The 26,295-nt window shown below is 70.8% G+C and carries 22 protein-coding genes and 1 tRNA gene; 14 read left to right on the top strand and 9 right to left on the bottom strand.

Annotated features, from left to right (window positions below; all coding sequences use genetic code 11):
* The first annotated feature begins 19 nt into the window (after nucleotides 1-19).
* Nucleotides 20-277: a DUF6343 family protein gene (locus OTB20_RS28110; protein WP_267755116.1), complete on the top strand. Its 258-nt coding sequence runs from the start codon at nucleotides 20-22 to the stop codon at nucleotides 275-277.
* Nucleotides 278-305: 28 nt separating this feature from the next.
* Here OTB20_RS28110 and OTB20_RS28105 read toward each other — a convergent pair whose 3' ends face one another.
* From OTB20_RS28105 to rpsA, 4 genes are all read right to left on the bottom strand, one after another.
* Complete coding sequence (locus tag OTB20_RS28105; RefSeq protein WP_267821662.1) at nucleotides 306-701, bottom strand: tetratricopeptide repeat protein; 396 nt, start codon at nucleotides 699-701, stop codon at nucleotides 306-308.
* A gap of 226 nt (nucleotides 702-927) precedes the next feature.
* Nucleotides 928-1,536 (bottom strand): dephospho-CoA kinase, encoded by a 609-nt coding sequence (gene coaE / locus OTB20_RS28100; RefSeq protein ID WP_267821659.1) that lies wholly within the window; start codon nucleotides 1,534-1,536, stop codon nucleotides 928-930.
* A 61-nt stretch (nucleotides 1,537-1,597) separates the two neighbouring features.
* Complete coding sequence (locus OTB20_RS28095) at nucleotides 1,598-2,536, bottom strand: PAC2 family protein (protein ID WP_267754965.1); 939 nt, start codon at nucleotides 2,534-2,536, stop codon at nucleotides 1,598-1,600.
* Nucleotides 2,537-2,752: 216 nt separating this feature from the next.
* Nucleotides 2,753-4,276, bottom strand: a complete 1,524-nt coding sequence (rpsA, locus tag OTB20_RS28090; RefSeq protein ID WP_267754968.1) for a 30S ribosomal protein S1 — start codon at nucleotides 4,274-4,276, stop codon at nucleotides 2,753-2,755.
* Nucleotides 4,277-4,633: 357 nt separating this feature from the next.
* Here rpsA and OTB20_RS28085 point away from each other — a divergent pair, with 357 nt between their 5' ends.
* Together OTB20_RS28085 and hrpB are read left to right on the top strand one after the other, a co-directional pair.
* Nucleotides 4,634-5,482 (top strand): class I SAM-dependent methyltransferase, encoded by an 849-nt coding sequence (locus tag OTB20_RS28085; protein WP_267821656.1) that lies wholly within the window; start codon nucleotides 4,634-4,636, stop codon nucleotides 5,480-5,482.
* 4 nt (nucleotides 5,483-5,486) lie between these two features.
* Entirely contained in the window at nucleotides 5,487-8,132 is a 2,646-nt protein-coding gene (gene hrpB / locus OTB20_RS28080) for an ATP-dependent helicase HrpB (RefSeq protein ID WP_267821652.1), read from the top strand.
* Here the strand turns inward: hrpB and OTB20_RS28075 are convergent.
* The 3 genes from OTB20_RS28075 to OTB20_RS28065 all read right to left on the bottom strand — a co-directional run bounded on the left by OTB20_RS28075 (nucleotide 8,122) and on the right by OTB20_RS28065 (nucleotide 10,881).
* Nucleotides 8,122-9,099: a DUF3068 domain-containing protein gene (locus OTB20_RS28075; protein ID WP_267821650.1), complete on the bottom strand. Its 978-nt coding sequence runs from the start codon at nucleotides 9,097-9,099 to the stop codon at nucleotides 8,122-8,124. The genes hrpB and OTB20_RS28075 overlap by 11 nt on opposite strands.
* A gap of 14 nt (nucleotides 9,100-9,113) precedes the next feature.
* Nucleotides 9,114-9,254 carry an SPW_0924 family protein gene (locus tag OTB20_RS28070; RefSeq protein WP_267821647.1) on the bottom strand — a complete coding sequence of 47 codons (141 nt, stop codon included), beginning with the start codon at nucleotides 9,252-9,254 and terminating at the stop codon, nucleotides 9,114-9,116.
* A gap of 298 nt (nucleotides 9,255-9,552) precedes the next feature.
* Nucleotides 9,553-10,881 (bottom strand): lytic transglycosylase domain-containing protein, encoded by a 1,329-nt coding sequence (locus OTB20_RS28065; RefSeq protein ID WP_267821754.1) that lies wholly within the window; start codon nucleotides 10,879-10,881, stop codon nucleotides 9,553-9,555.
* 212 nt (nucleotides 10,882-11,093) lie between these two features.
* Between OTB20_RS28065 and OTB20_RS28060 the strand changes: the two genes are divergently transcribed.
* Nucleotides 11,094-11,945, top strand: coding sequence for a DUF4184 family protein (locus OTB20_RS28060; RefSeq protein ID WP_267821645.1), 852 nt, complete (start codon nucleotides 11,094-11,096; stop codon nucleotides 11,943-11,945).
* A gap of 46 nt (nucleotides 11,946-11,991) precedes the next feature.
* On the opposite strand, the gene polA is transcribed toward OTB20_RS28060, so the two are convergent.
* Entirely contained in the window at nucleotides 11,992-14,655 is a 2,664-nt protein-coding gene (gene polA, locus OTB20_RS28055; RefSeq protein WP_267821752.1) for a DNA polymerase I, read from the bottom strand.
* A gap of 215 nt (nucleotides 14,656-14,870) precedes the next feature.
* Between polA and OTB20_RS28050 the strand changes: the two genes are divergently transcribed.
* From OTB20_RS28050 to OTB20_RS28010, 9 genes are all read left to right on the top strand, one after another.
* A complete protein-coding gene (locus tag OTB20_RS28050) occupies nucleotides 14,871-17,141 on the top strand; it encodes an FdhF/YdeP family oxidoreductase (RefSeq protein WP_267821643.1) in 2,271 nt (756 codons plus the stop codon).
* Nucleotides 17,142-17,195: 54 nt separating this feature from the next.
* A complete protein-coding gene (locus OTB20_RS28045; protein WP_267754982.1) occupies nucleotides 17,196-17,675 on the top strand; it encodes a PaaI family thioesterase in 480 nt (159 codons plus the stop codon).
* A gap of 38 nt (nucleotides 17,676-17,713) precedes the next feature.
* Nucleotides 17,714-18,112, top strand: coding sequence for a hypothetical protein (locus OTB20_RS28040; RefSeq protein ID WP_267821640.1), 399 nt, complete (start codon nucleotides 17,714-17,716; stop codon nucleotides 18,110-18,112).
* Entirely contained in the window at nucleotides 18,109-18,744 is a 636-nt protein-coding gene (locus OTB20_RS28035) for a Tat pathway signal sequence domain protein (RefSeq protein ID WP_267821638.1), read from the top strand. Before OTB20_RS28040 ends, OTB20_RS28035 begins: the two co-directional genes overlap by 4 nt.
* Before the next feature lie 301 nt (nucleotides 18,745-19,045).
* Nucleotides 19,046-20,275, top strand: coding sequence for a branched-chain amino acid ABC transporter substrate-binding protein (locus OTB20_RS28030; RefSeq protein ID WP_267821635.1), 1,230 nt, complete (start codon nucleotides 19,046-19,048; stop codon nucleotides 20,273-20,275).
* A gap of 142 nt (nucleotides 20,276-20,417) precedes the next feature.
* The gene (locus OTB20_RS28025) at nucleotides 20,418-21,347 is read left to right on the top strand and encodes a branched-chain amino acid ABC transporter permease (RefSeq protein WP_267754990.1); all 930 of its coding nucleotides are present in this window, start codon (nucleotides 20,418-20,420) and stop codon (nucleotides 21,345-21,347) included.
* Between the two features lie 5 nt (nucleotides 21,348-21,352).
* Nucleotides 21,353-23,176, top strand: a complete 1,824-nt coding sequence (locus OTB20_RS28020) for a branched-chain amino acid ABC transporter permease (RefSeq protein ID WP_267821633.1) — start codon at nucleotides 21,353-21,355, stop codon at nucleotides 23,174-23,176.
* Between the two features lie 4 nt (nucleotides 23,177-23,180).
* A complete protein-coding gene (locus OTB20_RS28015; RefSeq protein ID WP_267754995.1) occupies nucleotides 23,181-24,095 on the top strand; it encodes an ABC transporter ATP-binding protein in 915 nt (304 codons plus the stop codon).
* Complete coding sequence (locus OTB20_RS28010) at nucleotides 24,092-24,808, top strand: ABC transporter ATP-binding protein (protein ID WP_267754996.1); 717 nt, start codon at nucleotides 24,092-24,094, stop codon at nucleotides 24,806-24,808. Before OTB20_RS28015 ends, OTB20_RS28010 begins: the two co-directional genes overlap by 4 nt.
* Nucleotides 24,809-24,923: 115 nt before the next feature.
* Here OTB20_RS28010 and OTB20_RS28005 read toward each other — a convergent pair whose 3' ends face one another.
* Complete coding sequence (locus tag OTB20_RS28005) at nucleotides 24,924-25,583, bottom strand: ANTAR domain-containing response regulator (protein WP_267754997.1); 660 nt, start codon at nucleotides 25,581-25,583, stop codon at nucleotides 24,924-24,926.
* A 100-nt stretch (nucleotides 25,584-25,683) separates the two neighbouring features.
* On the opposite strand from OTB20_RS28005, the gene OTB20_RS28000 reads away from it, so the two are divergent.
* A tRNA-Leu gene (locus OTB20_RS28000) sits at nucleotides 25,684-25,756 on the top strand.
* The last annotated feature ends 539 nt before the right edge of the window (nucleotides 25,757-26,295 follow it).

The raw sequence follows: 26,295 nt of genomic DNA, 5'->3' as shown, positions 1-26,295 counted from the left end.
CGTCGAGGCGGCGATGGCCATGCGAACCGGAAACGAGCCGGTGACCGCCCGCAGCGCGCTGCGGCTGCGCTTCTGGCTGAGCCTGTGGGGTCTGCTCTGGTCCGGCGCCGGGGCGGCGGCGTTCTCGCTCGCCGCCCGGCCCGGCTGGGCGGCGGCCTGCGCCGCCGTCGCGGTGCTCGCGGCCGTGGACCTGGGTGTGGTGCTCCACCGCATCCACCAGGGCCCGCACTACCAGCCGGGCCGCGACGTCCCCCCGTACGACCCCCCGGGCCGATAGGGCGTCGGTCTTCCGGCGTCCGGGCCGGCTACTTCTCGAAGCGGGCCGCCGCCAGGTAGTCCGGCTGGGGGTCGAGGGCCGCCGCGAGGCGGAAGTGCTTGCGGGCCCGCTCCGGCCGTCCGGCGCGCTCGTGGGTGCGGGCCAGCGCGAAGTGGACGAACGCGTTGTCCGGCTCCCGCTCCAGAACGATCTCGAACTCCAGCTCCGCCGGACGCAGTTGGGCAGCGGCGAAGAAGGCTCGGGCACGCAGCAGCCGGGCCGCCGTGTTCTCCGGGTGGGCGGCTATGACCGAGTCGAGCAGCTTCACCGCACCGCGCGGGTCACGCGCGGCAAGGAGCTGCTCCGCGGCCCGGTAGTCGATGACGTGCGTCTCGGGCGACGAGGACCGCGACGGAGGCGGGAGCTGCGGCGTGGTGTCGGACACGGTCTGATCCTTCCCTCTACAAGCGCGTTCAACGCCCCGCGCACCGTCCGCTATTCCGTGAACACGTCACGCAGCACGGGTCGTGCGGCACAGGCCACGCAGCGCGGGTAATACGGCACAGGCCACGCAGCACGGGTCATGCGGCACAGGTCCGCCATCACGAGCCACGCGTCACAGGCCACACCTCACGCGCTACGCGCCCCGGGCGACACCTCACGCAAACTCGTCAGGCCCCGCCGCCCGCCGCTCGCTCCGTGAGCTCCTCCCACACCTTGCGCACCTGCGGCTCCAGCGCCTCCAGCGGCCCGTCGTTGTCGATCACGAGGGTGGCCACGGCCAGCCGTTGTTCCCGCGTGGCCTGCGCGGCCATCCGGGCCCGGGCCTCCGACTCCGCCATGCCCCGCAGCCCCGTGAGCCGCGCCAACTGGGTCGCGGGCGCCGCGTCCACCACGACGACCAGGTCGTACAGCGTCGCGAGCCCGTTCTCCGCGAGCAGCGGTACGTCGTGCACCACGATCGCGTCGGTCCCCGCGGCGGCTTCCAGCTCGGCGGACCGGGCTCCGACCAGCGGGTGCACGATGCCGTTGAGGATCCGCAGCTTCGCCGCGTCGGCGAACACGATCGACCCCAGCTTCGGCCGGTCCAGCCCGCCCTGCGGAGTCAGTACGGACTCCCCGAAGGCCGACACCACCGCCGCGAGCCCGGGCGTACCCGGCTCCACGACTTCCCGCGCGATCCGGTCGGCGTCCACGACGACCGCCCCGTACCCCGCCAGCAGCCGCGAGACCTCGCTCTTGCCGGCGCCGATTCCGCCTGTCAGGCCAACTTTCAACATGCCCGGCAGACTAGCTCCCGCGCCCTGGGGCCCGTACAGCCCCCCGAGGGGAGGCGGGTCCTCAGCCCTCGCCCTCGCGCTCCGCGAGGAACCGCTCGAACTCGAGGCCGATCTCGTCCGCCGACGGAATCTCCGCGGGTTCCGCCATCATGTTGCCCCGGCTCTCGGCGCCGGCCGCCGCGTCGTACTGGTGCTCCAGCCCCTGCACCAGGCTGACCAGCTCCTCGTCGCCCTCCCGGATCTGCCGGTCGATCTCCGTCTGCGTCCGGTGCGCCTCGGTGCGCAGCGCGTGCGCGACCGACGGCAGGACCAGCCCCGTCGCGGCGGTGATCGCCTCGAGGGCGGTCAGCGCGGCGTCGGGATACGGCGAGCGCGCGACGTAGTGCGGTACGTGGGCGGCGACGCCCAGCACGTCGTGCCCGGCCTGGCCGAGGCGGAACTCCACCAGCGACTCGGCGCTGCCCGGAACCTGCGCCTCGTCGAAGGGGCTGCGGTGTCCCGGCATGAGGTCGGTGCGGTTGCCGTGCGGGGTGATCCCGACGGGCCGGGTGTGCGGGACGCCCATGGGGATGCCGTGGAAATTGACGGAGAGACGCACTCCCAGACGTTCGACGACCTGCTGGACGGCGACGCAGAAGCGCTCCCACTCCACGTCCGGCTCGGGGCCGGACAGCAGCAGGAAGGGGGCACCCGTGGCGTCCTGGACGAGGCGTACTTCGAGGAGGGGCTCCTCGAACTCCGTCCAGTGGTCGCGCTGGAAGGTCAGCAGCGGACGGCGCGCCCGGTAGTCCACCAGGCGGTCCGCGTCGAAGCGGGCCACGACTTGGTGGGGCAGCGTGTCGAGCAGCCGCTCGACGATCTGCTCACCGGTTTCGCCCGCGTCGATGTACCCCTCGAAGTGGTAGAGCATGACCAGCCCGGCCGAGTCCTGGGCCAGCGCCAGGTCGGCCACCGCCAGGCCCTTGGCGTCCCATTCGTACAAACCCTGTGGATCAAGCACCGCCACCACTCCTCCTCCGCCGCGTTCCCTGGCAAGAACATCCAAGGAGCCGTGACCATTCCCCAGTTGGCGGTATTCACGCGAACACACCCCCCGCGAAAGCGGAACCCGTACAACGCGGTAAGGCCCGCCCCCCTGAGGGGACGGGCCTTACCGTGGAACTTCAGCTCAGCTCACACCGTACGCGAGGCGCGGTGTGTGCCCGGGCTGCTGCGATCAGCTCTGGCCGCCGGCCAGCTTCTCGCGGAGCGCGGCCAGGGCCTCGTCCGACGCCAGGGCGCCAGAGGTCTCGTCCGCACCCTCGGAGGAGTACGAACCACCCGAGATGCCCGCACCAGCGCTGCTGCTGCTGCTGCCACCGGCGGCCGGAGCGGCCGCACCCTCGGCAGCGGCGGCCTCGTCGGCCTCGCGGCTCTTGATGACCTGGGCCTGGTGCTGCTCGAAGCGCGTCTGCGCCTCGGCGTACTGGCCCTCCCAGACCTCGCGCTGCTTGTCGAAGCCCTCGAGCCAGTCGTTGGTCTCGGGGTCGAAGCCCTCGGGGTAGATGTAGTTGCCCTGGTCGTCGTACGACGCGGCCATGCCGTACAGGGTCGGGTCGAACTCGACCGACGCCGGGTCGGCACCGAAGGACTCGTTGGCCTGCTTCAGCGACAGCGAGATCCGGCGACGCTCAAGGTCGATGTCGATGACCTTGACGAAGATCTCGTCGTTGACCTGGACGACCTGCTCCGGGATCTCCACGTGGCGCTCGGCCAGCTCGGAGATGTGGACCAGACCCTCGATGCCCTCGTCCACACGGACGAACGCACCGAACGGAACCAGCTTGGTGACCTTACCCGGGACGACCTGACCGATCTGGTGCGTCCGGGCGAACTGCTGCCACGGGTCTTCCTGCGTCGCCTTCAGCGACAGGGAGACACGCTCGCGGTCCATGTCGACGTCGAGAACCTCGACGGTGACTTCCTGGCCGACCTCGACAACCTCGGACGGGTGGTCGATGTGCTTCCAGGACAGCTCGGAGACGTGTACGAGACCGTCGACGCCACCCAGGTCCACGAAGGCACCGAAGTTGACGATCGAGGAAACGACGCCGGAGCGGACCTGACCCTTCTGCAGGGTGGTGAGGAACGTCTGGCGAACCTCGGACTGGGTCTGCTCGAGCCAGGCGCGGCGGGACAGGACCACGTTGTTGCGGTTCTTGTCCAGCTCGATGATCTTCGCCTCGAGCTCCTTGCCCACGTAGGGCTGGAGGTCGCGGACGCGACGCATCTCGACGAGGGAGGCCGGCAGGAAGCCGCGGAGGCCGATGTCGAGGATGAGTCCACCCTTGACGACCTCGATGACGGTACCGGTGACGATGCCGTCTTCTTCCTTGATCTTCTCGATCGTGCCCCAGGCGCGCTCGTACTGCGCGCGCTTCTTGGACAGGATGAGACGGCCTTCCTTGTCCTCCTTCTGGAGAACAAGAGCCTCGATCTCGTCGCCGACCTTGACGACATCGTTCGGGTCGACATCGTGCTTGATCGAGAGCTCGCGGCTCGGGATGACGCCCTCGGTCTTGTAACCGATGTCGAGGAGAACCTCGTCCCGGTCCACCTTCACGATGACGCCGTCGACGATGTCGCCGTCGTTGAAGTACTTGATCGTCTCGTCGATCGCGGCGAGGAACGCTGCCTCGTCACCGATGTCGTTGACCGCAACCTGCGGAGTGGTGGCGGTGGTCTCGGTGCTGCTCGTCATGTGGGTAAGGGCTCCGGTTACGGACAGAAAGTCGTAGGTACTGCTACGCCGGGAGCCCTTATCGGCATCTGCCGAAGAAGCCGGACAGCCAAGGAAGCCCCAGTTCCGCGAAATGCGGGGTGGGGGCCTCGAAAACCGAGGGTCATCAACAGATGCAAGCGCAGCCTGCTAGGTCTGAGGAGCACAGGCTCGCAGCGCAACTTGTAGCATACGGGGGCAGCCGGACAGGGTCAATGCGCGAAGGCGCACACCCCGGGCGGATCGCCACACAACCGGCACAATTAGTGGGCGGGCAGGCGCCGATGGCCCTTCCCGCCCGCTTTCCGCAGACATTCGCAGACTACGACGACGGGCCCCATGAACCAAGAGGACTGCGCCACCGAAGAAGGCTACGAAGCCGACTCGGCCGCCGAGGACGACTCAGAGGCCACGCGGCGTGACGCGGGGGAAGCGGAGAGCAGCCGGGCGAGTCGCGGCTGGTGGGACCGCAACGCCGACGAGTACCAGAGCGACCACGGGGCGTTCCTCGGCGACGACCGCTTCGTCTGGGGCCCCGAAGGCCTGGACGAGGCGGACGCGGCCCTCCTCGGCCCCGTCGCCTCCCTCAAGGGCAAGGACGTCCTGGAGATCGGCGCCGGCGCCGCCCAGTGCTCGCGCTGGCTGGCCGCCCAGGGCGCTCGCCCCGTGGCCCTGGACCTCTCGCACCGCCAGCTCCAGCACGCCCTGCGGATCGGCGAGGGCCTGCCCCTCGTCGAGGCCGACGCCGGCCGGCTGCCCTTCCGCGACGGCTCCTTCGACCTCGCCTGCTCCGCCTACGGCGCCGTCCCCTTCGTCGCCGATCCCGCGAACGTCATGCGCGAGGTGCGACGCGTCCTGCGCCCGGGCGGCCGCTGGGTCTTTTCCGTCACCCACCCCATCCGCTGGTCCTTCCCCGACGAGCCGGGTCCCGAGGGGCTGTCCGTGGCCGCCTCCTACTTCGACCGAACCCCTTATGTCGAGCAGGACGAGCAGGGCGCCGCCGTCTACGTGGAGCACCACCGCACCCTCGGCGACCGGGTACGGGACGTGGTGGCGGGCGGTTTCCGCCTCGTCGACCTGGTCGAGCCCGAGTGGCCCGCCTGGAACAGCCAGGAGTGGGGCGGCTGGTCCCCGCTGCGCGGAAACCTCATCCCCGGTACGGCGATCTTCGTGTGCGAGCGGGACTGAACGCGTGATCCGTACGGCCGACCTCGACTCCCTTCCCGTACGGGAAGCCCTGCCCGCACTCGTCTCGGCGCTCGATGACCACGGGGCCGCCGTGCTCTGCGCCCCTCCCGGCACCGGTAAGACCACGCTGGTGCCCCTAGTACTGGCGGGACTGGTGGGGCCGGCGGGCAGTGGATCGGCGAGCGGGCCGCGTCGCCGGATCGTGGTTGCCGAACCCCGCCGGATCGCAGCCCGTGCAGCGGCCCGGCGGATGGCCTGGCTGCTCGGCGAGCAGGTCGGCGCCTCGGTGGGCTTCACCGTGCGCGGGGAGCGGGTCGTCGGACCGTCCACCGTGATCGAGGTGGTCACCACCGGGGTACTGCTCCAGCGGCTCCAGCGCGACCAGGAGCTCTCCGGCACCGACCTGGTGATCCTGGACGAGTGCCACGAACGGCACCTGGACGCTGACACGGTCGCCGCCTTCCTCCTGGACGTACGGGAAACCCTGCGCCCGGAGCTGCGGCTCCTCGCGGCCTCGGCGACCACGGACGCGGCCGGCTGGGCCCGGGTGCTGGGCGGCGCCCCGGTGGTGGAGGCCGCCGGCATCTCCTACCCGGTGGAGACCGTCTGGGCTCCGCCGGCCCGCCCGGTGCGGCCGCCGCACGGGATGCGGGTGGATCCGGCGCAGCTGACGCACGTGGCCTCGGTGGTGCGGCGGGCGCTGGCGGAACGTTCCGGCGACGTCCTCTGCTTCCTGCCCGGCGTCGGTGAGATCGCCCGGGTCGCCGGGCAGCTCGGCGCGGCCGGCGTGGAGGTCCTCCAGATACACGGCCGCGCCCCGGCCTCCGTCCAGGACGCCGCGCTGGCCCCCGCGCCGCACCGCCGGGTCATCCTCTCCACCGCCGTCGCGGAATCCAGCCTGACCGTGCCCGGGGTACGGATCGTCGTGGACTCGGGGCTGGCCCGCGAACCCCGGGTCGACCACGCCCGGGGCCTGGGAGCGCTGGCCACCGTACGGGCGTCCCGTGCGGCCGGCCGCCAGCGCGCGGGCCGGGCCGGGCGCGAGGCCCCGGGCACGGTGTACCGCTGCTGGGCCGAGGCGGAGGACGGGCGGCTGACCGCCTACCCCGCCCCCGAGATCCGGATCGCGGACCTGGCCCAGTTCGCCCTCCAGGCCGCCTGCTGGGGCGACCCGGACGCGACGGGGCTGGCCCTGCTCGACCCGCCGCCTGCCGGGGCGATGGCCGCCGCGCGGGAGGTACTGCTCGCGGTGGGCGCGCTGTCCCCGGCCGGACGCCCGACCCCGCGGGGGCTGCGCATGGCCCGGCTCGGCCTGCACCCGCGGCTGGCCCGGGCGCTGCTCGACGGCAGCGCCGCGCTGGGGCCCCGACGGGCAGCGGAGCTGGTGGCCCTGCTGAGCGAGGAGCCGCCCCGGGAGTACGGGGACGACCTGGCCGCCGCCTGGCGCCGGGCCCGCGCGGGCGGCGACCCGTACGGCTCCCGCTGGCGCGCGGAGGCCAGGCGACTGGAGCGCTCCGCCGCTGGAGGAGACCCTGCGGGGGCTGCGCCGCAGGACGCCCACGCCGCACACGCCGGCGGGGCCGGTTCTCAGCCGGCCCGCCGCTCGAGGGCCGGGTCCGGGCAGAGCCAGGTTTCGGGAAGGGGAGGGGCGGGGGAAAGCACCCTCCCCGACGACGCCGCCGCCGGGCTCGTGGCCGCGCTCGCGTTCCCGGAGCGGGTCGCGAAGGCCAAGGGCGAGGGGGCCTTCCTGATGGCCTCCGGGACCGGAGCCGAGCTCGGCGAGGGATCGGGCCTGCGCAGCGCGCCCTGGCTCGCCGTCGCCGTCGCCGACAGGCCCCCGCACTCCGCGTCCGCCCGCGTCCGGCTCGGAGCCCTCATCGACGAGGACACCGCCCGCACGGCCGCCGGCCACCTGTTCCGCTCGGGCGAGGAGGTGCACTGGGAGGACGGGGACCTCGTCTCCCGCTCCGTGGAGCGGCTCGGCGCGATCGAGCTCGCCGCCCGGCCGCTGCGCGACCCCGACCGGGCCCTCGTCAGGGCCGCCCTGCTCGACGGACTGCGCGTCGAGGGACTCGGCCTGCTGCGCTGGACCCCGGACTCGCGAGCGCTCCGGGACCGGCTCGGCTTCCTGCACCGCACGCTGGGCGCGCCCTGGCCCGACGTGGCCGAGGACCGGGAGCTGCTGGAGCGGGCCGACGACTGGCTGGAGCCCGAGCTGTCGCGGGCCCGCCGCCGCACCGACCTGGCACGGATCGACGCCGGACAGGCACTGAACAGGCTGCTGCCCTGGGCGACCGGCCAGGCCGCCCGGCTCGACGAGCTGGCGCCGGAGCGGATCGAGGTGCCCAGCGGCTCCCGGATCCGCGTCGACTACGCCGCCGAGCACGGGCAGCCCGTACTGGCGGTCAAGCTGCAGGAACTGTTCGGGCTGGCGCAGACCCCCCGGGTCGCGGGGGTCCCCGTACTCGTCCATCTCCTGTCGCCCGCCGGCCGTCCCGCCGCCGTCACGGCCGACCTGGCTTCCTTCTGGCAGGGCGGCTACCGCGCCGTCCGCGCCGAGCTCCGCGGCCGCTATCCCAAGCACCCGTGGCCCGAGGACCCTGCGACCGCCGAGCCCACCCGGCACACCAACTCCAGGCTCAGGCGCTGAACGGCTCCTCTTCCCGGGGGCGCCGGCCGCGTGCTTCCAGCCAGAGCGCGAGCCCGAAGAGCGCGAGCCCGAAGAGCGCCAGGCCGATCGGGGCGTAGGTGTGCAGGGTGAGGACCATGATCCGGTTGGATTTGACCAGGTCGACGGTGTATTCGCTGTAGTCCTCTCGCATCTTCACGTGTCCGGCGAAGACGGTGAGCTTGCCGTCGGGTGCTCCGGCGGCGATACCGCCGCGCATCTCCTGCTTGATCTCCTGCTCGGCGTTGACGGGGGCCCCGGTCACCGGGTCGACCCAGAACATCGCCTTGGTCGAGTACCAGAGGGAGGTGCCGGTGGTCTGCTCGAAAGTGGCCGGGTCGATGCCCTCGATGGGCATCTTCTTCGGGAGCGAGACCTTCGTCCAGGGGATGATCTGCTCGTAGTAGTAGACGTCCATGCCCTTGAACGTGCGCGGGCCGACGTAGTGGATCGGCGAGGAGCTGCGGGTCTGCTGGTCGAAGTAGAGGTAGTCGCGCGGCTCGGTGAAGAAGGGCCACTTGAACTCGATGCCCTCGCGCCTGACCGGGTCCCCGTCCACCGCTTCGCCGGTGGCGTGCACCGGGGCCTGGGTGTGGGCGTCGAAGATGTAGCGCTCGGGGATCTGGGAGACCATCTTCCCGTCCGGGCCCATGATGTGGGTCAGCGTGTCCCAGACGACCACGTCCTTGCCGGCGCTGGCCTCGATCTCCCTCGATGCCTCGACGTTCCCCTTCAGGGTCTGGACGATGGTGACCTTGTCGACCTTCTTGGGCTCCATGCCCGCGGTGTAGTCGAGGAGGGTCGCGTCCTTCGCCTCCAGGACCACCTCTTGGTACTGGTTCGGCGGGATCTTCGCGAGCCTCGGGTACGCGTACCAGCGCAGCAGCGGCGCGAGGGCTATGCAGAACACGGCTACGGCTAGCAGGACGAGGCTTGCTCTACGTCGCATGGCCGGGCCCTCCTCTACTTTCCGGGCGCGGCGGGCGCGGTGGTGAGCAGGGGCTTCGGTGAGGTCTTGCCTTCCGGCGCCCCCGTCGCCGTGATGGCGAGGACGAGGAGCGCCGCGAGGACGAGACCGCTGGCGGCGGCGACGAATGCGCGCATGCCGGGGCCTCCGGAATCTGATTGGTCGTCAGGGAGTGGGCACCGTAGCAATGCGGGTGACAGATGAGAACCGTTTGCGCCACTGCTCGCGCGGGGACCTCGCGGGGGCCCGGCGGCGGGGCCTTTCGACGGGATGGGACGTGCTGCGGAACCACCGCCTCCGCCCGCGCGGGCAGCGGTTCGGTGGAGGTGGGGCTCTGGGCCGGAGTATCGAATCAGCCCCGCTCCCCCCGGGGCGGCACGCACCGAAGACCCCCCGCACCACGGAGTGGCGGCGGGGGGCGAAGGGCTGCGCGCGTCAGCGCGTCGGGGTGGGCGCCGGAGTCGCGGCGGGCGCGGACGGTGACGGCTTCGGAGCCGGCTTGGGCGACGGCTTGGCCGACGGCCTGGGCGACGGCGACGGGGAGACCGAAGCCGTGGGCTTGGGCTTGGGCGTCGGGCTCGGGGTGGGCTTGGGACTCGGAGTCGGCGTGTGGCTCGGCGTGGGGGTCGGGGTCGGGCTCGGAGTCGGACTCGGGGTCGGCGTGGGAGTCGGACTTGGAGTCGGCGTCGGGCTCGGAGTCGGCGTGGGTGTCGGGCTCGGCGTCGGAGTCGGCGTCGGGCTCGGCGAAGGGCTGGGGGGCGAAGTCGGGCTCGGCGTCGGCGTGGGCTTCGGCGTAGGCGTCGGCTTCGGGCTCGGCTTCGGGCTCGGGCTCGGGCTCGGCTTCGGGCTCGGGCTCGGGCTCGGCTTCGGGGGTGTCACCCCCGGGGTGCCGCCACTGCCGCCACCACTGCCGCGGCCGTCCGGGACCTCGTGCGTGCCCTTCAGGTAGTACGTGAACCACGACCGCACCGTCCGCAGGTACGCGGAGGACTGGTTGTACGACAGCACGGCCCGGTCCAGATCCGCGGCCGCCCGAAGGTCGCGGGAGCCTGCGCACAGGTAACGGCCGGCCGCGAGCGCGGCATCGTGCACGTTGTTGGGGTCGCGCCGGCCGTCGCCGTTCGCGTCCTGGCCCCACGAGGCCCACGTGGACGGGATGAACTGCATCGGCCCGACCGCACGGTCGAAGCGGGAGTCCCCGTCGTAGGCCCCGCCGTCGGTGTCCGAGATGTTCGCGAAGCCGTTGCCGTCGAGGACGGGCCCCAGGATCGGCCGCAGCGTCGTACCGGCGGAGTCGACCTGGCCGCCGCGCGCCTGCCCGGACTCGACCTTGCCTATCGCCGCGAGGAGCTGCCAGCGCAGTCCGCATCCGGGGTCGGTCCTCCCGACCGTCTGTTCCGCGTTGCGGTACGCGGCGAGCACGCTCGCCGGTATGCCCTGCGCGCCCTCCGCCCCGCCCATGGCCGCCGGTTCGTTGCGCGGCCCCGGACCAGCGGCGGCCGGCGACGCGGGCGGCGACGCACCGTCCTCGGGCAGCAGCACGGCCGGCGGCTCGGGGCTCACCAGTGGCGGCAGGGCGGTGAAGTAGGAGCCGTCCCCCGCGGATCCGTCGGGCACAGGTTCCGGCGCGGTCTCCGCGACCGGAGACGCTTCCGCGCGGGCCACGACCGGTCCCTGCGAGGCGGTCAGCACGGCGGCCACCAGCGCGGAGACGAGCACGGCGGCCCCGCCCTTGCCCACCACCCGGCCGAACCCGGCCGTCATCCCCGCGGACACGCGTCCCGGTATCCGAATCCGAGCCGTCATGAGCCGGACCCCCTCCCCCTCGACGTGCGCGTGACCCTACGTCAACTCGCTGCGCAGGGCACGCATCGCGGGCCGGAATTCACGATTTCCTCATGAGCTCCCCAGGCCGCCCATACTGGACGCACCGACAGCACCGAACCCACACCAGCCCAGAGCCGAGACCAGGTCCCATGCCGTTCACACTCAGCCACGCCGCCGCCGTACTTCCGGCCATCCGCCGGACCGGTCGTGCGCGCGGCCCCCTCGTCGGCTCGGCCCTGGTGCTCGGGTCGTTCGCTCCGGACACCTTCTACTTCGCGGACACGGTCCTCTCGGGCCTCAGGCCCTACGGCACGTTCACGCACTCCCTGCCCGGCGTTCTGACCGCGGACGCGGCATTGACCGCCGTCCTCGCGGCGTGCTGGCTGCTGCTGCGCGAGCCGCTGGTCGCGCTCCTGCCCCGCCACCGCCAGGGCAGGGTGCACTCCTTCGTCCGGGGTGAGGAGTGGCGTGGGCGCCGACTGCCCGCGCTGGCGCTCTGGTTCTACCTCTCGGCGGTCATCGGCTCCCTGACCCACGTGGTGTGGGACGCCTTCACGCACGTCGACCGCTTCGGGACGCGCACGCTGCCGGAGCTGGGCGAGCCGCTCGCCCTCGGCCTGCCCCTCTACTCGTACCTGCAGTACGGCACTTCGGCGATCGCGGCCTGCGCGCTGGTCTGGTTCACGGTGACGGCACTGCGCCGGCTGCCGGACGCGCCGGCCCCCGCGGCCGTCCCGGTGCTCGGCCGGGCGGAGGTGTGGGGCGCGCTCGCGCTGGTCCTCGTTTGCGTGGGGGTGGGGGTCACCCTGCGCGTGCTGCGCTTCTTCACCTTCTTCGACCGGATCCGCACCCCGCTCGACATCATCCCGAGCATCTGTTTCGGCGCGGGCGGCGGCCTCGTCGTGGCGCTGCTGCTGTACGGGGTCCTGGTGCGGCTGCGCCACCGGCGGGTCCGCGACCGCTCGGACGAGGACACGAGAACGCCCGTCCCCACCGCGTAGGCGGGGACGGGCGCTGCCCGGACCACGGGCGCGGGGTCGTACGGGATCAGTGCGCGGCGGACTCCCAGTCGGGGCCGACGCCCACGGACACGTCGAGGGGCGCCCGCAGGTCGACGGCGGCGGCCATCTCGCGGCGCACCAGCTCCTCCACCTTCTTCCGCTCGCCCGGGGCGATCTCCAGCACGATTTCGTCGTGGACCTGGAGCAGCATCCGCGACTTCAGCCCCGCTCCGGTGATCGCCTTGTCGACGCGCAGCATCGCGACCTTGACGATGTCGGCGGCGGTGCCCTGGATCGGGGCGTTCAGCGCCATCCGCTCGGCGGCCTCGCGGCGCTGGCGGTTGTCGCTGTTGAGGTCGGGCAGGTAGCGGCGGCGGCCGAGGATGGTCGCCGTGTACCCGGTGGCGCGGGCTTCCTCGACGACGCGGCCCAGGTAGTCCCGGACCCCGCCGAACCGCTCGAAGAAGGTCTCCATCAGGCCGCGGGCCTCGCCGGGCTCGATGTTCAGCTGCTGGGCGAGACCGAAGGCGGAGAGCCCGTAGGCCAGACCGTAGGACATGGCCTTGATCTTGCGCCGCATCTCGGCGTCGACCTCGGAGCGCTCCACGCCGAACACCTGGGAGGCGACGGTGGTGTGCAGGTCCTCGCCCGACAGGAACGCCTCGAGCAGGCCCTCGTCCTCGGAGAGGTGGGCCATGACGCGCAGCTCGATCTGGCTGTAGTCGGCGGTCATGAGGGATTCGAAGCCCTCGCCGACGACGAAGCCCCGGCGGATGGCCCGGCCCTCGTCGGTGCGTACCGGCACGTTCTGCAGGTTGGGGTCGGTGGAGGACAGGCGTCCGGTCGCGGCGACGGTCTGGCTGAAGCTGGTGTGCACCCGGCCGTCGGCGGCGAGGGTCTTGATCAGGCCCTCGACGGTGACGCGCAGTTTGGCCTGCTCCCGGTGGCGGAGCATGATCACGGGCAGTTCGTGATCGGTCTGGGTGGCCAGCCAGGCGAGCGCGTCGGCGTCCGTGGTGTAGCCGGTCTTGGTCTTCTTCGTCTTCGGCAGGTCCAGCTCACCGAAGAACACCTCCTGGAGCTGCTTGGGCGAGCCGAGGTTGAACTCGTGGCCCACCGCCGCGTGCGCCTCCTTCACCGCCTGCTGCACGGCTGCGGCGAACTGCTGCTCCATCGCTTCGAGGTGGCTCTGGTCGGCGGCGATGCCCGCCCGCTCCATCCGGGCCAGCAGCTCGGAGGTGGGCAGCTCCATGTCGTGGAGCAGCTCGGCGGCGCCCACCTCGGGCAGCTTCACCGTGAAGGCGTCGCCGAGGTCCAGCACGGCGCGGGCCTGCGCCATCAGGGCCTCCGCCTCGGCGGTGTCATCGGCGCCGAAGGCGAGCTGCCCGTCGGCGGCGGCGGGCGCCAGCTCCCGGTGCAGGTACTCCTGGGACAGCACGTCCAGCGCGAAGGAGCGGCGTCCGGGCTTGACCAGGTAGGCGGCGAGCGCGGTGTCCATGGCGACTCCGGCCAGGGTCCAGCCGTGCTCCGGGAAGACCCGCATCAGGGCCTTGGCGTTGTGCACCACCTTGGGCTTGGCCGCGTCGGCGGCCCAGGCGGCGAAGGCCCGCTCGTCGGTCTCGTCCAGCGCGGACGGCTCGAACCAGGCGGCCGGGCCGGCGGCCGCGGCCAGCGCGATCTCGGAGACGTTGCCGGCGCCCAGCGCCCAGCTGTCGACGGTGGAGACACCGAGGGGGGCGCCCGCGTGGCTCTCCAGCCAGGGCGCGAGCTCGCCGGCGCCGAGCACGGAGCCGTCCAGCTCCACGGCGGCGGCCACGGGGGCCGGGGCCTCTGCTTCGGCGGCGCCCGGGTCGACGGCGAGCAGCCGTTCGCGCAGGGAGGCGTTGCGGATCTCCAGTACGTCCAGGACTCCGGTGACGGCCGTCCGGTCGTAGGGGGCGCGGGCCAGGTCGGCGGGGGTCTTGGGCAGGGCGACGTCCTTGACCATCTCGGTCAGGACCCGGTTGAGCTTCACGGCGTCCAGGTGGTCCCGGAAGTTCTGTCCGGCCTTGCCCTTGACCTCCTCGGCGCGCTCGACGAGCTCCGCGAAGGACCCGAACTGGGTGATCCACTTGGCGGCGGTCTTCTCGCCGACGCCCGGGATGCCGGGGAGGTTGTCGGACGGGTCGCCGCGCAGCGCCGCGAAGTCCGGGTACTGCTGGGGGGTGAGCCCGTACTTCTCCTCGACCTTCTCCGGGGTGAAGCGGGTCAGCTCGGAGACGCCCTTGGTCGGGTAGAGCACGGTGGTGTGCTCGGACACCAGCTGGAAGGAGTCCCGGTCACCGGTGACGATCAGCACGTCGAAGCCGAGGGCCTCGGCCTGCGTGGCGAGGGTGGCGATCACGTCGTCGGCCTCGAAACCGTCGACCGCGAAGCGCGGCACGCTCATCGCGTCGAGGAGCTCGCCGATCAGCTCGACCTGCCCCTTGAACTCGTCGGGGGTCTTGGAGCGGTTCGCCTTGTACTCCGGGAACTCCGCCGAGCGCCACGTCTTGCGGGACACGTCGAACGCCACCGCGAAGTGCGTGGGCGCCTCGTCGCGCAGCGTGTTCGCCAGCATCGACGCGAACCCGTAGATGGCGTTGGTCGGCTGCCCCGTCGCGGTCGTGAAATTCTCCGCGGGCAGCGCGAAGAACGCCCGGTACGCCAGGGAGTGCCCGTCCATGAGCATCAGGCGGGGGCGGTCCGCTGCGGTCGGCTGGTCGGTCTTCTTCGCTGAATCTGCCACGCCCCCGATCCTAGGCGCCGCCGCTGACAAATCCGGACGGGCTGCGCGGCCGCTCGATGCCGCCGCGCGACGCCCCCGGGCAAATCCGGCGTCGGCGGCCCGGACGGAGCGTGACAGGATCGGATGTGTACGAAGAAGACTGCTCAAAGGGGAGCGACATGGCCACCAAGCCGCCCACAGGTGATCCGGTACAGGACGCGCCGCAGGTAGCGCCCCCCAAGCACGCGGCCGCCGGCCTGCCCGCGATCGGGCACACCCTGAAGATCGCGCAGGAGCAGATGGGCCTGGCCCGTGCCACCCGCACCCTCCTCAAGGTCAACCAGAAGAACGGCTTCGACTGTCCCGGCTGCGCCTGGCCCGAGGGCGACAAGCGGCACACCGCCGAGTTCTGCGAGAACGGCGCCAAGGCCGTCGCGGAGGAGGCCACCCTGCGCCGGGTCACCCCCGAGTTCTTCGCCGCGCACCCGCTGGCCGATCTCGCGAACCGCTCCGGCTACTGGCTGGGCCAGCAGGGCCGCATCACCCAGCCGATGTACCTCCCGGCGGGCGGCGACCGGTACGAGCCCGTCAGTTGGGAGCGGGCCTTCGCGGTCATCGCGCAGGAGCTGCGCGCCCTGGACTCCCCCGACGAGGCCCTCTTCTACACCTCGGGCCGCACCAGCAACGAAGCGGCCTTCCTCTTCCAGCTGTTCGTCCGCGAGTTCGGCACCAACAACCTCCCCGACTGCTCGAACATGTGCCACGAGTCCTCGGGCTCCGCGCTGAACGAAACGATCGGCATCGGCAAGGGCAGCGTCTCGCTCGAGGACCTCCACCAGGCCGACCTGATCATCGTCGCCGGGCAGAACCCGGGCACCAACCACCCGCGCATGCTCTCGGCCCTGGAGAAGGCCAAATCCGCCGGCGCGAAGATCATCTCGGTGAATCCGCTGCCCGAGGCCGGCATGGAGCGGTTCAAGAACCCGCAGAACCCCCTCGGCATGCTCAAGGGCACCGCCCTCAACGACCTGTTCCTCCAGATCCGCATCGGCGGCGACCAGGCCCTCTTCCGCCTCCTGAACAAGCTGGTCATCGAGGCGGGCGGCGCCACCGACGAGGAGTTCATCCGTGAACACACCCACGGCTACGAGGAGTTCGCGGCCACCGCCCGGGACACCGACTGGGCCGAGACCCTCACCGCCACAGGCCTGACCCGCCCCGAGATCGAGAACGCGCTGGCCATGGTGCTGGCCTCCGAGCGCACCATCGTCTGCTGGGCCATGGGCCTGACCCAGCACAAGCACTCGGTGGCCACCATCCGCGAGGTCGTCAACCTCCTCCTGCTGCGCGGCAACATCGGCCGCCCCGGCGCCGGCGTCTGCCCCGTCCGCGGCCACTCCAACGTCCAGGGCGACCGCACCATGGGGATCTTCGAGCGGCCCGCGGCCGCCTTCCTCGATGCCCTCGACAAGGAATTCGGCATCACCTCGCCCCGCGAGCACGGCTTCGACGTGGTCCGCTCCATCCAGGCCCTGCGCGACGGCGAGGCCAAGGTGCTCTTCGCCATGGGCGGCAATTTCGTCGGCGCCACCCCCGACACCGAGGTCACCGAGGCCGCGATCCGCCGCGCCTCCCTGACCGTGCACGTCTCCACCAAGCTCAACCGCTCCCACGCGGTCACCGGCAAGCACGCCCTGATCCTGCCCACCCTCGGCCGCACCGACAAGGACGTCCAGGCTTCGGGCAAGCAGTTCGTGACCGTCGAGGACTCCATGGGCATGGTCCACGCCTCCCGTGGCAACCTCGCCCCCGCCTCCCCGCACCTGCTCTCCGAGCCCGCGATCGTGGCCCGCTTGGCCCGCGCCGTCCTCGGCGAGGCCTCCCGCACCCCCTGGGAGGAGTTCGAGCGGGACTACTCCACCGTGCGCGACCGGATCTCCCGCGTCGTCGCCGGATTCGAGGACTTCAACGCCCGCGTCGCCCACCCCGGCGGCTTCCAGCTCCCGCACGCCCCGCGCGACGAGCGCCGCTTCCCCACCAGGACCGGGAAGGCCAACTTCACCGCCGCGCCCGTGGAGTACCCGCGCCTCCCGGCGGGGCGCCTGCTCCTGCAGACCCTGCGCAGCCACGACCAGTACAACACCACCATCTACGGCCTCGACGACCGCTACCGCGGCATCACCGGCGGCCGCCGCGTCGTCATGGTCAACCCCGAGGACGCCGCCGAACTCGGTCTCGCCGACGGCTCGTACACCGACCTCGTCGGCGAATGGCACGACGGCGTGGAGCGGCGCGCCCCCGGCTTCCGTGTCGTGCACTACCCGACCGCCCGCGGCTGCGCCGCCGCCTACTACCCCGAGACCAACGTGCTGGTGCCCCTCGACTCCACGGCGGACACCAGCAATACCCCGGCGAGCAAGTCCGTCGTCGTGCGCTTCGAGCCGGCCTGATAGAACGACCCGAGGACAAGATGGTTAACGAACGTTGACGAGCGGAGTAAGCCCATGGGCGAGCAGCAGCACGCGGTGAAGTTCCCGCAGGAGGTCCTCGACGAGTACACGGCCCTGGGCATCGACCTGCCCGCGCTGTTCTCGGCGGGCGATCTCGGCAAGCGGATGGACATCCGCATTCTCGAAGCCTCCGCCGAGCGCGTCGTCGCCACCATGCCCGTCGAGGGCAACACCCAGCCGTACGGGCTCCTCCACGGCGGGGCCTCCGCGGTGCTCGCCGAGACCATCGGCTCGGTCGGCGCGATGATGCACGGCGGCATCACCAAGGTCGCCGTCGGCGTCGACCTGAACTGCACCCACCACCGCGGCGCCCGTTCCGGCCTGGTCACCGGCGTGGCGACCCCCGTACACCGGGGCCGGTCCACCACCACCTACGAGGTGGTCATCACGGACGAACAGGACCGCCGGGTCTGCACCGCCCGACTGACCTGCCTGCTGCGCGACGTGAACCCGCAACAGGACGGCAACAACTAGCCGTTGCCCTCGCAGCGGCGCCGGTCTAGCGTTCCCGCATGGGATCCGGACCGGCGCCGCTGCGCGCCTTGGCCGCGGCGGCGACGGCGCTGCTGGCCGCCGCACCGCTCGGCTGCGCCGGCGACGGCCCGAAGACCCCTCCCGCGGGCGCCGGCGCCCCGTCCGCGCCCCAGGAGGTCTGCACCCTCCTGATCACCCACTGGGCGGGCGTGATCCTCGACGCCGGAGAGGGCCGGGACGCCGTCCGGCTCGACTACCAGTCCATGGGCCTGTCCGGCGGCCAGAACGACATCCTGCGCGCCGTCCTCGCCGACGCCCGCGCCGAGCAGGGCGCCGAGGACCCGGCAGCCGCGCACCGGCTCATCGCCCGGGAGGCGCAGCGGCGCTGCGCGGACCGCTACCGGTCGGGCGCCCCGACGGACGGTCCCTGGCAGTGAGCGGCGGCATCGGCCCGGTGGAGCCCGGGGAGGGCACCGAGGCCCACGAGAGCCCCCGCCCCGCTCCCCGCACGCCCCCGGCGGTCCTGCGGGCGCGCGAGGCCTACGCGGGCCACCGGCGGGCCTTCCTGGCTCTCGGAGCCCTGATCTGCGCCTGCGCCGTGGTCGCCGGCGGGGCCGCGCTGTACGCGGCCCGGCCGCGCCCCGCCCCGTACACGCCGCCCGCGCCCTCGCAGGCGTTCTCCCTGACCTACATCGAGCCGGTCGAGCCGGCCCCCTCCGGCGCGGCCTTCGCGTTCACCGTCCGTGTGCGCGCCGCGGCCGGGCCGACCCTCACCCTGGAGCGGCTGGGGCAGTCCTCGCGGGCGCTGGCGGTGGAGGTCCGGCCACCACTTCCGGCCACGCTCGCCCCCGGGGAAGCCCGTGACCTCGCCGTACGGATTCGCGTCACGGATTGCGTGCATGTGGCACGGAATTCCGGACTCCCTTTCCTCGAAGTAACCCTAAGTAATGGGTTTGAGAAAGAGGATCACAGCTACATCCCCGGCGACCGCTATGCGAGGGATCTCGCCACAGCTCTGACCAGGGCCTGTCCCGTAGATCGAGACGCGGGCACCCCTTCGCCGTCATGAGCAAAAGCCCCCAGAGTCCTGGCGCGACAGGACTCAAACCGCACCATGGTCCTCACCTGTCTCAACATGCGGACAAGACGAACCGGCCGGAATTCCCCCGTTCCACCCCCAGAGATCCGCTATGTATTACGCCGTGGCATAACAAGAGAGTCACATCATTGGCCTCAGCCCTCCATAACGTCCCAAGACCCGCTTAGAGTCACGGCCAGTCACCGCGACCAGCCGGATTCCTCGCAGTTCGGTTCCCCGCGTTCGACACGGTGCGTCCCACGGGGGACGCAGTGCCAGGAAAGGACTGATCGTGCGTCAGCGTTCTCTCATTGCCGTGACCGCCGCTCTCGCCGCGGGTGCCCTCACCCTCACCGCCTGTGGATCGCGCGGAGACAAGGCCGACACCGCCGACAGCGGTGACACCACGGTCGTCATCGGCGTCGACGCCCCGCTGACCGGCGACCTCTCCGCCCTCGGCCTCGGCATCAAGAACTCCGCCGACCTCGCCGCCAAGCAGGCCAACGAGAAGAAGTACGTCAAGGGCGTCACCTTCAAGATCCAGGCCCTCGACGACCAGGCGCAGGCCTCCTCCGGCCAGCAGAACGCCACCAAGCTCGTCGCCGACAAGGACGTCCTCGGTGTCGTCGGCCCGCTGAACTCCTCCGTCTCGGAGTCCATGCAGAAGGTCTTCGACGACGCGAAGCTGGCCCAGATCTCCCCGGCCAACACCAGCCCGTCCCTCTCCCAGGGGCCGAAGTGGGCCACCGGCGAGAAGACCCGCACCTACAAGAGCTACTTCCGCACCGCCACCACGGACGCCATCCAGGGCCCGTTCGCGGCGCAGTACCTCTTCAACAAGGCGGGCAAGAAGAAGGTCTTCGTCATTGATGACAAGAAGACCTACGGCTCCGGCCTCGCGGGCACCTTCAAGGGCGAGTTCACCAAGCTCGGCGGCCAGGTCGTCGGCGAGGGCCACATCGACCCGGAGAGCAAGGACTTCTCCGCGATCGTGACCCAGGTCAAGAGCGCGGGCGCCGACGTCGTCTACTACGGCGGCGAGTACCCGGCGGCCGGTCCGCTCAGCAAGCAGATCAAGGCCTCCGGCACCAACATCCCGCTCATCGGCGGTGACGGCATCTACGACAAGAAGTACATCGAGCTCGCCGGCGCCGGCGCCGCGGGCGACCTCGCCACCTCGGTCGGCGCCCCGGTCGAGAGCCTGCCGTCCGCCAAGGACTTCGTCGCCAACTACACCAAGGCCGGATACAAGGAGCCCTTCTCCGCCTACGGCGGCTACTCCTACGACTCCGCCTGGGCGATCATCGAGGCCGTCAAGGCCGCTGTCGACGCCAATGACGGCAAGCTCCCCGCCGACGCCCGCGCCAAGGTCCTCACCGCCGTCCAGGGTGTCTCCTTCGACGGTGTGACCGGCAAGGTCTCCTTCGACGAGTTCGGTGACGCCACGAACAAGCAGCTCACCGTCTACAAGGTCGAGGGCACCGAGTGGAAGTCCGTCGAGTCCGGCACCTTCGGCGGCTGACCTTCACGCTCACCATCCGGTAGCCGGTAGTCCGCTCGAACGGCCGGCCATCACCGGAGCACCACCACACCTGCCGCGCGGGGCGCGCACAACAAGCGCCCCGCGCGGAGTCACATCCGTCGAAAGACTCGGAGGACCTGCGGTGCACGAACTGCCGCAACAGCTGGTCAACGGCCTGCTACTGGGATCCATGTACGGGCTCGTCGCCATTGGCTACACGATGGTCTACGGCATTGTCCAGCTCATCAACTTCGCGCATGGCGAGATCTTCATGACCGGCGGCTTCGGGGCCCTCACCGTCTGGCTGATGCTCCCCGGGGGCACCACCATGTGGATCGCCCTCCCGCTCATGATCATCGGGGCGATCGTCGTCGCCACCTTGATCGCCGTCGGTGCCGAACGATTCGCCTACCGACCCCTGCGCAACGCTCCCAGGCTCGCCCCGCTCATCACCGCCATCGGCCTCTCCATCGCCCTCCAGCAGGCGGTATGGGCCTGGTACCCCGGAGCGGAAGCCTCCCTGATCTTCCCCGAGATCCCCGGCGGCCCCTTCCACCTCGGCAGCGTCACCATCCAGACCGGTGACGTCTTCCTCCTGATCGCAGCCCCCATCTCCATGGCCTTCCTCGGCTTCTTCGTCAAGAAGACCCGCACCGGCCGCGGCATGCAGGCGACTGCCCAGGACCCCGACACCGCCAAGCTCATGGGCATCAACACCGACCGCATCATCACCACCGCGTTCGCGCTCGGAGCCGTCTTCGCCGCCATCGGAGCCGTCGCGTACGGCCTCAAGTACGGCGAAGTCCAGTTCAAGATGGGCTTCCTCCTCGGACTCAAGGCCTTCACGGCCGCCGTCCTCGGAGGCATCGGCAACATCTACGGCGCCATGGTCGGCGGCCTCGTCCTCGGCCTCGCCGAAACCCTGACGACCGTCTACGTCGCCGACATCCCCGGCTTCGAACAGCTCGGCGGCCAGTCCTGGGGTAACACCTGGGCGTTCGTACTTCTCATCCTCGTGCTCCTCTTCCGGCCACAAGGCCTGCTGGGCCAGCGCGTGGCGGACAGGGTGTGATCTCCATGACGAACATCACCGCGGACAACGCGGCCACCGCGAACACCAAGGCACCGGCCAAGGGACTCATCCCCCTCCCCGAGAAGACGGCCCGCGCCCTCGCCACAGCGGGCGGCGCCCTCACCGTAGTCTCCGCGTTCCTCTCCTGGACCTGGAGCACCGCCTTCCCCGGGGACCTCACCTATTACGGCTCCCCGGCCGGCCTCCAGTGGCTCGTCCTCATCGGCGGCGCCCTCACAGCCCTCTTCGGCCTCGCCTCCTACGGCACCAAGGGCCTGGGCTGGCTCACACCCGCCGGCGCCGACGCGGCGATCAAACTCGCCGCCCTCGCCGCCTTCGTCACCACCTGGTACACCGTCGTCTCGATCGTCCTCGAACTCGGACTCCTCGTAGACCTCGAACCCGGTGCCGGCATCGCCGCCCTGGTCAGCCTCCTCGCCGTCGTCGGAGCCTTCGGACTCCCCTTCGAGCGCCCCGCGCTCGAAGGCCCCGACCCCGACGACACCGACTGGGACAAGTTCAAGCACGAGGCCGGCAACCGCTGGACGACCTTCAAGGCCGCCTTCGCCAGCGGGCCCCTCAAGCCCGCCCGCACCCTGCCGGCCTGGGCCGAGATCCTCCTGATCGCCGTCGTCCTCGGGCTCGCGCTCACCGTCTTCACCTACGGCATCACCACCGCGTACCAGGAACTCTTCGTCGGCTTCCTGATCACCGCCGGATTCGGTGCCGCGGCGCTGAACAAGGCAGGCCTCCTGGCCCGCTTCACCGCCCTCACCACCCGCCACCGCAACGTCGCCCTCGTCGGCGCCTTCGCAGCCGCGGCCGCCTTCCCCCTCACCCAGACCGACGACCAGTACGCCAACCTCGGCGTCAACATCCTGATCTTCGCCACCGTCGCGCTGGGCCTCAACATCGTCGTGGGCCTCACCGGCCTCCTCGACCTCGGTTACGTCGCCTTCCTCGGTGTCGGCGCCTACACCGCGGCCCTGGTCTCCGGCTCCCCGAACTCCCCCTTCGGAGTGCACCTCCCCTTCTGGGCCGCACTGCTGATCGGCGCCGCCGCCTCCATGGTCTTCGGCGTCCTCATCGGAGCACCCACCCTGCGACTGCGCGGCGACTACCTCGCCATCGTGACGCTCGGCTTCGGTGAGATCTTCCGCATCTCCATGAACAACCTCGACGGCGTCTCGGGCCCCGACATCACCAACGGCCCCAACGGCATCGCGAACATCCCGAACGTCAACCTCTTCGGATTCGACTTCGGAGCCACACATACGATCGCCGGATTCACCATCGGCAGATTCGCGAACTACTTCCTGCTGATGCTCGTGATCACCCTCATCGTGATCCTGGTGTTCCGCCGCAGCGCGGAATCCCGCATCGGCCGCGCCTGGGTCGCCATCCGCGAGGACGAGACCGCCGCCGAAGCCATGGGCATCAACGGCTTCCGCGTCAAGCTCATCGCCTTCGCCCTCGGCGCCACCCTCGCCGGCCTCGCCGGAGCCGTCCAGGCGCACGTCCAGTACACGGTCACCCCCGACCAGTACCAGTTCGCCAACGCCGTGCCCCCGAACTCCGCGTTCCTGCTCGCCGCGGTCGTCCTCGGCGGCATGGGCACCATCTCCGGACCCCTCGTCGGCGGATCACTGCTCTTCCTGATCCCCAACAAGCTCCAGTTCCTCGGCGAGTACCAGCTCCTCGTCTTCGGCTTCGCCCTCATCGTCCTGATGCGCCTGCGCCCCGAAGGCATCATCCCCAACAAGCGCAACCAGCTCGAACTCCACGAGTCGATGGAAGCGCCCACGGTCCTCGGCAAGGCAGGGGTCTGAACCCATGACGACCACCACCACCGACACGCCCGCCGCCACCACGGCGGAGACCGTCCTCGACGCACGCGGCGTCACGATGCGCTTCGGCGGCCTCACCGCCGTCAAGAACGTCGACCTCACCGTGCGCAGCGGCGAGATCGTCGGCCTCATCGGCCCCAACGGCGCCGGCAAGACCACCTTCTTCAACTGCCTGACCGGCCTGTACATCCCCACCGAGGGTGAAGTCCGGTACAAGGACAAGGTCCTGCCGCCCAAGTCGTACAAGGTCACCGCCGCCGGCGTCGCCCGTACCTTCCAGAACATCCGTCTGTTCAACAACATGACGGTGCTGGAAAACGTCCTCGTCGGACGCCACACCCGCACCAAGGTCGGCCTCTGGGCCTCCCTCCTGCGCCTCCCCAGCTTCGGCCGGGAAGAAGCGGCGAGCCGCAAGAGGTCCATGGAACTCCTGGAGTTCATCGGCCTCGCCCACAAGTCCGAGCACCTCGCGCGCAACCTCCCCTACGGTGAGCAGCGCAAGCTCGAAATCGCCCGCGCCCTTGCCAGCGACCCCGGCCTCATCCTCCTGGACGAGCCCACCGCCGGCATGAACCCGCAGGAAACCCGGGCGACCGAAGAACTCATCTTCGCCATCCGCGACCAGGGCATCGCCGTCCTCGTCATCGAGCACGACATGCGCTTCATCTTCAACCTCTGCGACCGCGTCGCCTGCCTCGTCCAGGGCGAAAAGCTCATCGAGGGCACCGCCGCCGAAGTCCAGGGCGACGAACGCGTCATCGCCGCCTACCTCGGCGAACCCTTCGAAGGCGCCCCCGGCGCCGAAGAACTCGCCGAGGTCGAAGCAGCCGAAGCACACAGCGAGGCCGCACACAGCGAGACGACGCACAGCACGACGAGCACGGACGGAGAAGACCGGTGACCGCACTCCTGGAGGTCGAGGACCTCCGCGTCGCCTACGGCAAGATCGAGGCCGTCAAGGGCATCTCGTTCAGCGTCGACGCCGGCCAGATCGTCACCCTCATCGGCACCAACGGCGCCGGCAAGACGACGACCCTGCGCACCCTCTCCGGCCTGATCAAGCCGCGCGGCGGCCAGATCAAGTTCCAGGGCAAGTCCCTCAAGAAGATCCCCGCGCACGACATCGTCGCGCTCGGACTCGCCCACTCCCCGGAGGGGCGGCACATCTTCCCGCGCATGACCATCGAGGACAACCTCCTGCTCGGTGCCTTCCTCCGCAAGGACAAGGAAGGCATCCAGCAGGACGTCCAGCGCGCCTACGACCTCTTCCCGATCCTGGGCGAGCGCCGCAAGCAGGCCGCGGGCACCCTCTCGGGCGGTGAGCAGCAGATGCTCGCCATGGGCCGCGCGCTCATGTCCCGGCCGAAGCTGCTGATGCTCGACGAGCCCTCCATGGGCCTCTCGCCGATCATGATGCAGAAGATCATGGCGACCATCTCCGAGCTCAAGTCGCAGGGCACCACCATCCTGCTGGTCGAGCAGAACGCCCAGGCGGCGCTCTCGCTGGCCGACCAGGGCCACGTGATGGAGATCGGCAAGGTCGTCCTGTCGGGCCCGGGCCGCGAGCTCCTGGTCAACGAGGACGTCCGCAAGGCGTACCTCGGCGAGGACTGAGCCCTCGCGCTCATAGTCGTAGTCGTACCTGTACTCGTACTCGTACGAGTGAGGCCCGCCCCCGGATCTCTGGATCCGGAGGCGGGCCTCACTGTTTGCCGGGCGCTACGGGGTACTACTCCCCCTTGCCGGAGGCGGCCTTCTTCTCCTCGGCGTCCTCGATGACCGCCTCGGCGACCTGCTGCATGGACATACGGCGGTCCATGGAGGTCTTCTGGATCCAGCGGAAGGCGGCCGGCTCGGAGAGCCCGTACTGCGTCTGCAGGATGCTCTTCGCGCGGTCCACCAGCTTGCGGGTCTCCAGGCGGAGCGAGAGGTCGGCGACCTCCTTCTCCAGCGCACGGAGCTCGGCGAAGCGCGACACGGCCATCTCGATGGCGGGGACGACGTCGCTCTTGCTGAAGGGCTTCACGAGGTATGCCATGGCCCCGGCGTCCCTGGCCCGCTCGACGAGGTCGCGCTGCGAGAACGCGGTCAGCATCAGCACGGGGGCGATGGACTCCTCCGCGATCTTCTCGGCGGCGGAGATCCCGTCCAGGACGGGCATCTTCACGTCGAGGATCACCAGGTCGGGGCGGTGCTCCCGGGCCAGCTCGATGGCGGTCTGACCGTCTCCGGCCTCACCGACGACGGCGTAGCCCTCCTCCTCGAGCATCTCCTTGAGGTCGAGACGGATGAGCGCCTCGTCCTCGGCGATGACGACGCGCGTCGTCAGCGGCGGAACGTGCGACTGGTCGGCGTCGGGCGTGGGCGTCGACTCGTGCTCGGCGGTCACGGGGGGCTCCTCGTTGCAAGGCGGTTCAGCTCCCACGAGCCTACCTAGCTCCTGTATGTTTGTGACACGGAGGGTCTTCGGTATCCTTTGTTTCGAAGGGGCCCCGGTAGCCCAGCGGTAGAGGCAATGGATTCAAAACCCATTCAGCGTCGGTTCGAATCCGACTCGGGGTACTTCTCCTTCGAATTCAAGGTCGCGGATAGGATTTGCGATCTTCACTCGTCACGGTGAGCGCAGCGTCGAATGCCGACCAACCGGGCGAATGCATATCAAGCTCCCGATCGCGGAGCGCACCCTCGCGATACCCGAAGAACCGCCCTCGTGGACGCCCGCACCGGGCCGAAGTGCCGATTAGGGCAGGTCGCCGCTGCCGCCCAGGTTGGCCACGAGCCGGCGCAGGACGTCGATCGCCGCCGCGTACTCGGCCTCGCCGATGCCCACCCGCATCCGCTCATGGACCTTCGCGTTGCGCTCGTGCGCGCGAAGGCGGCCGGCTTCGCCCGCTTCGGTCCTCCGCGAGCGCGGCCCGGATGCCGCCTATGGCGAGGTCGGCGGCTTCGCGCGTCCAGTAGCCGACGGGCTGGGCCGCGAGCCGATCCTGCGAGTATTCCTTGATCGCCACACCGGGGCCTATGACCTCAACTCAGCTTGAGGTCAAGGCGCTACGGCTCGTCGGCCATCGATGCGCCGGGCGCCGGGGCGAGTTGGGGCA

Origin of the sequence: Streptomyces sp. H27-H1, assembly GCF_026627445.1 — a bacterium.
In the GTDB taxonomy this organism is placed as follows: Bacteria; Actinomycetota; Actinomycetes; order Streptomycetales; family Streptomycetaceae; genus Streptomyces.
The sequence above is the reverse complement of the archived record's forward strand: the minus strand, read 5'-3'. Positions and strand labels throughout refer to the sequence as shown.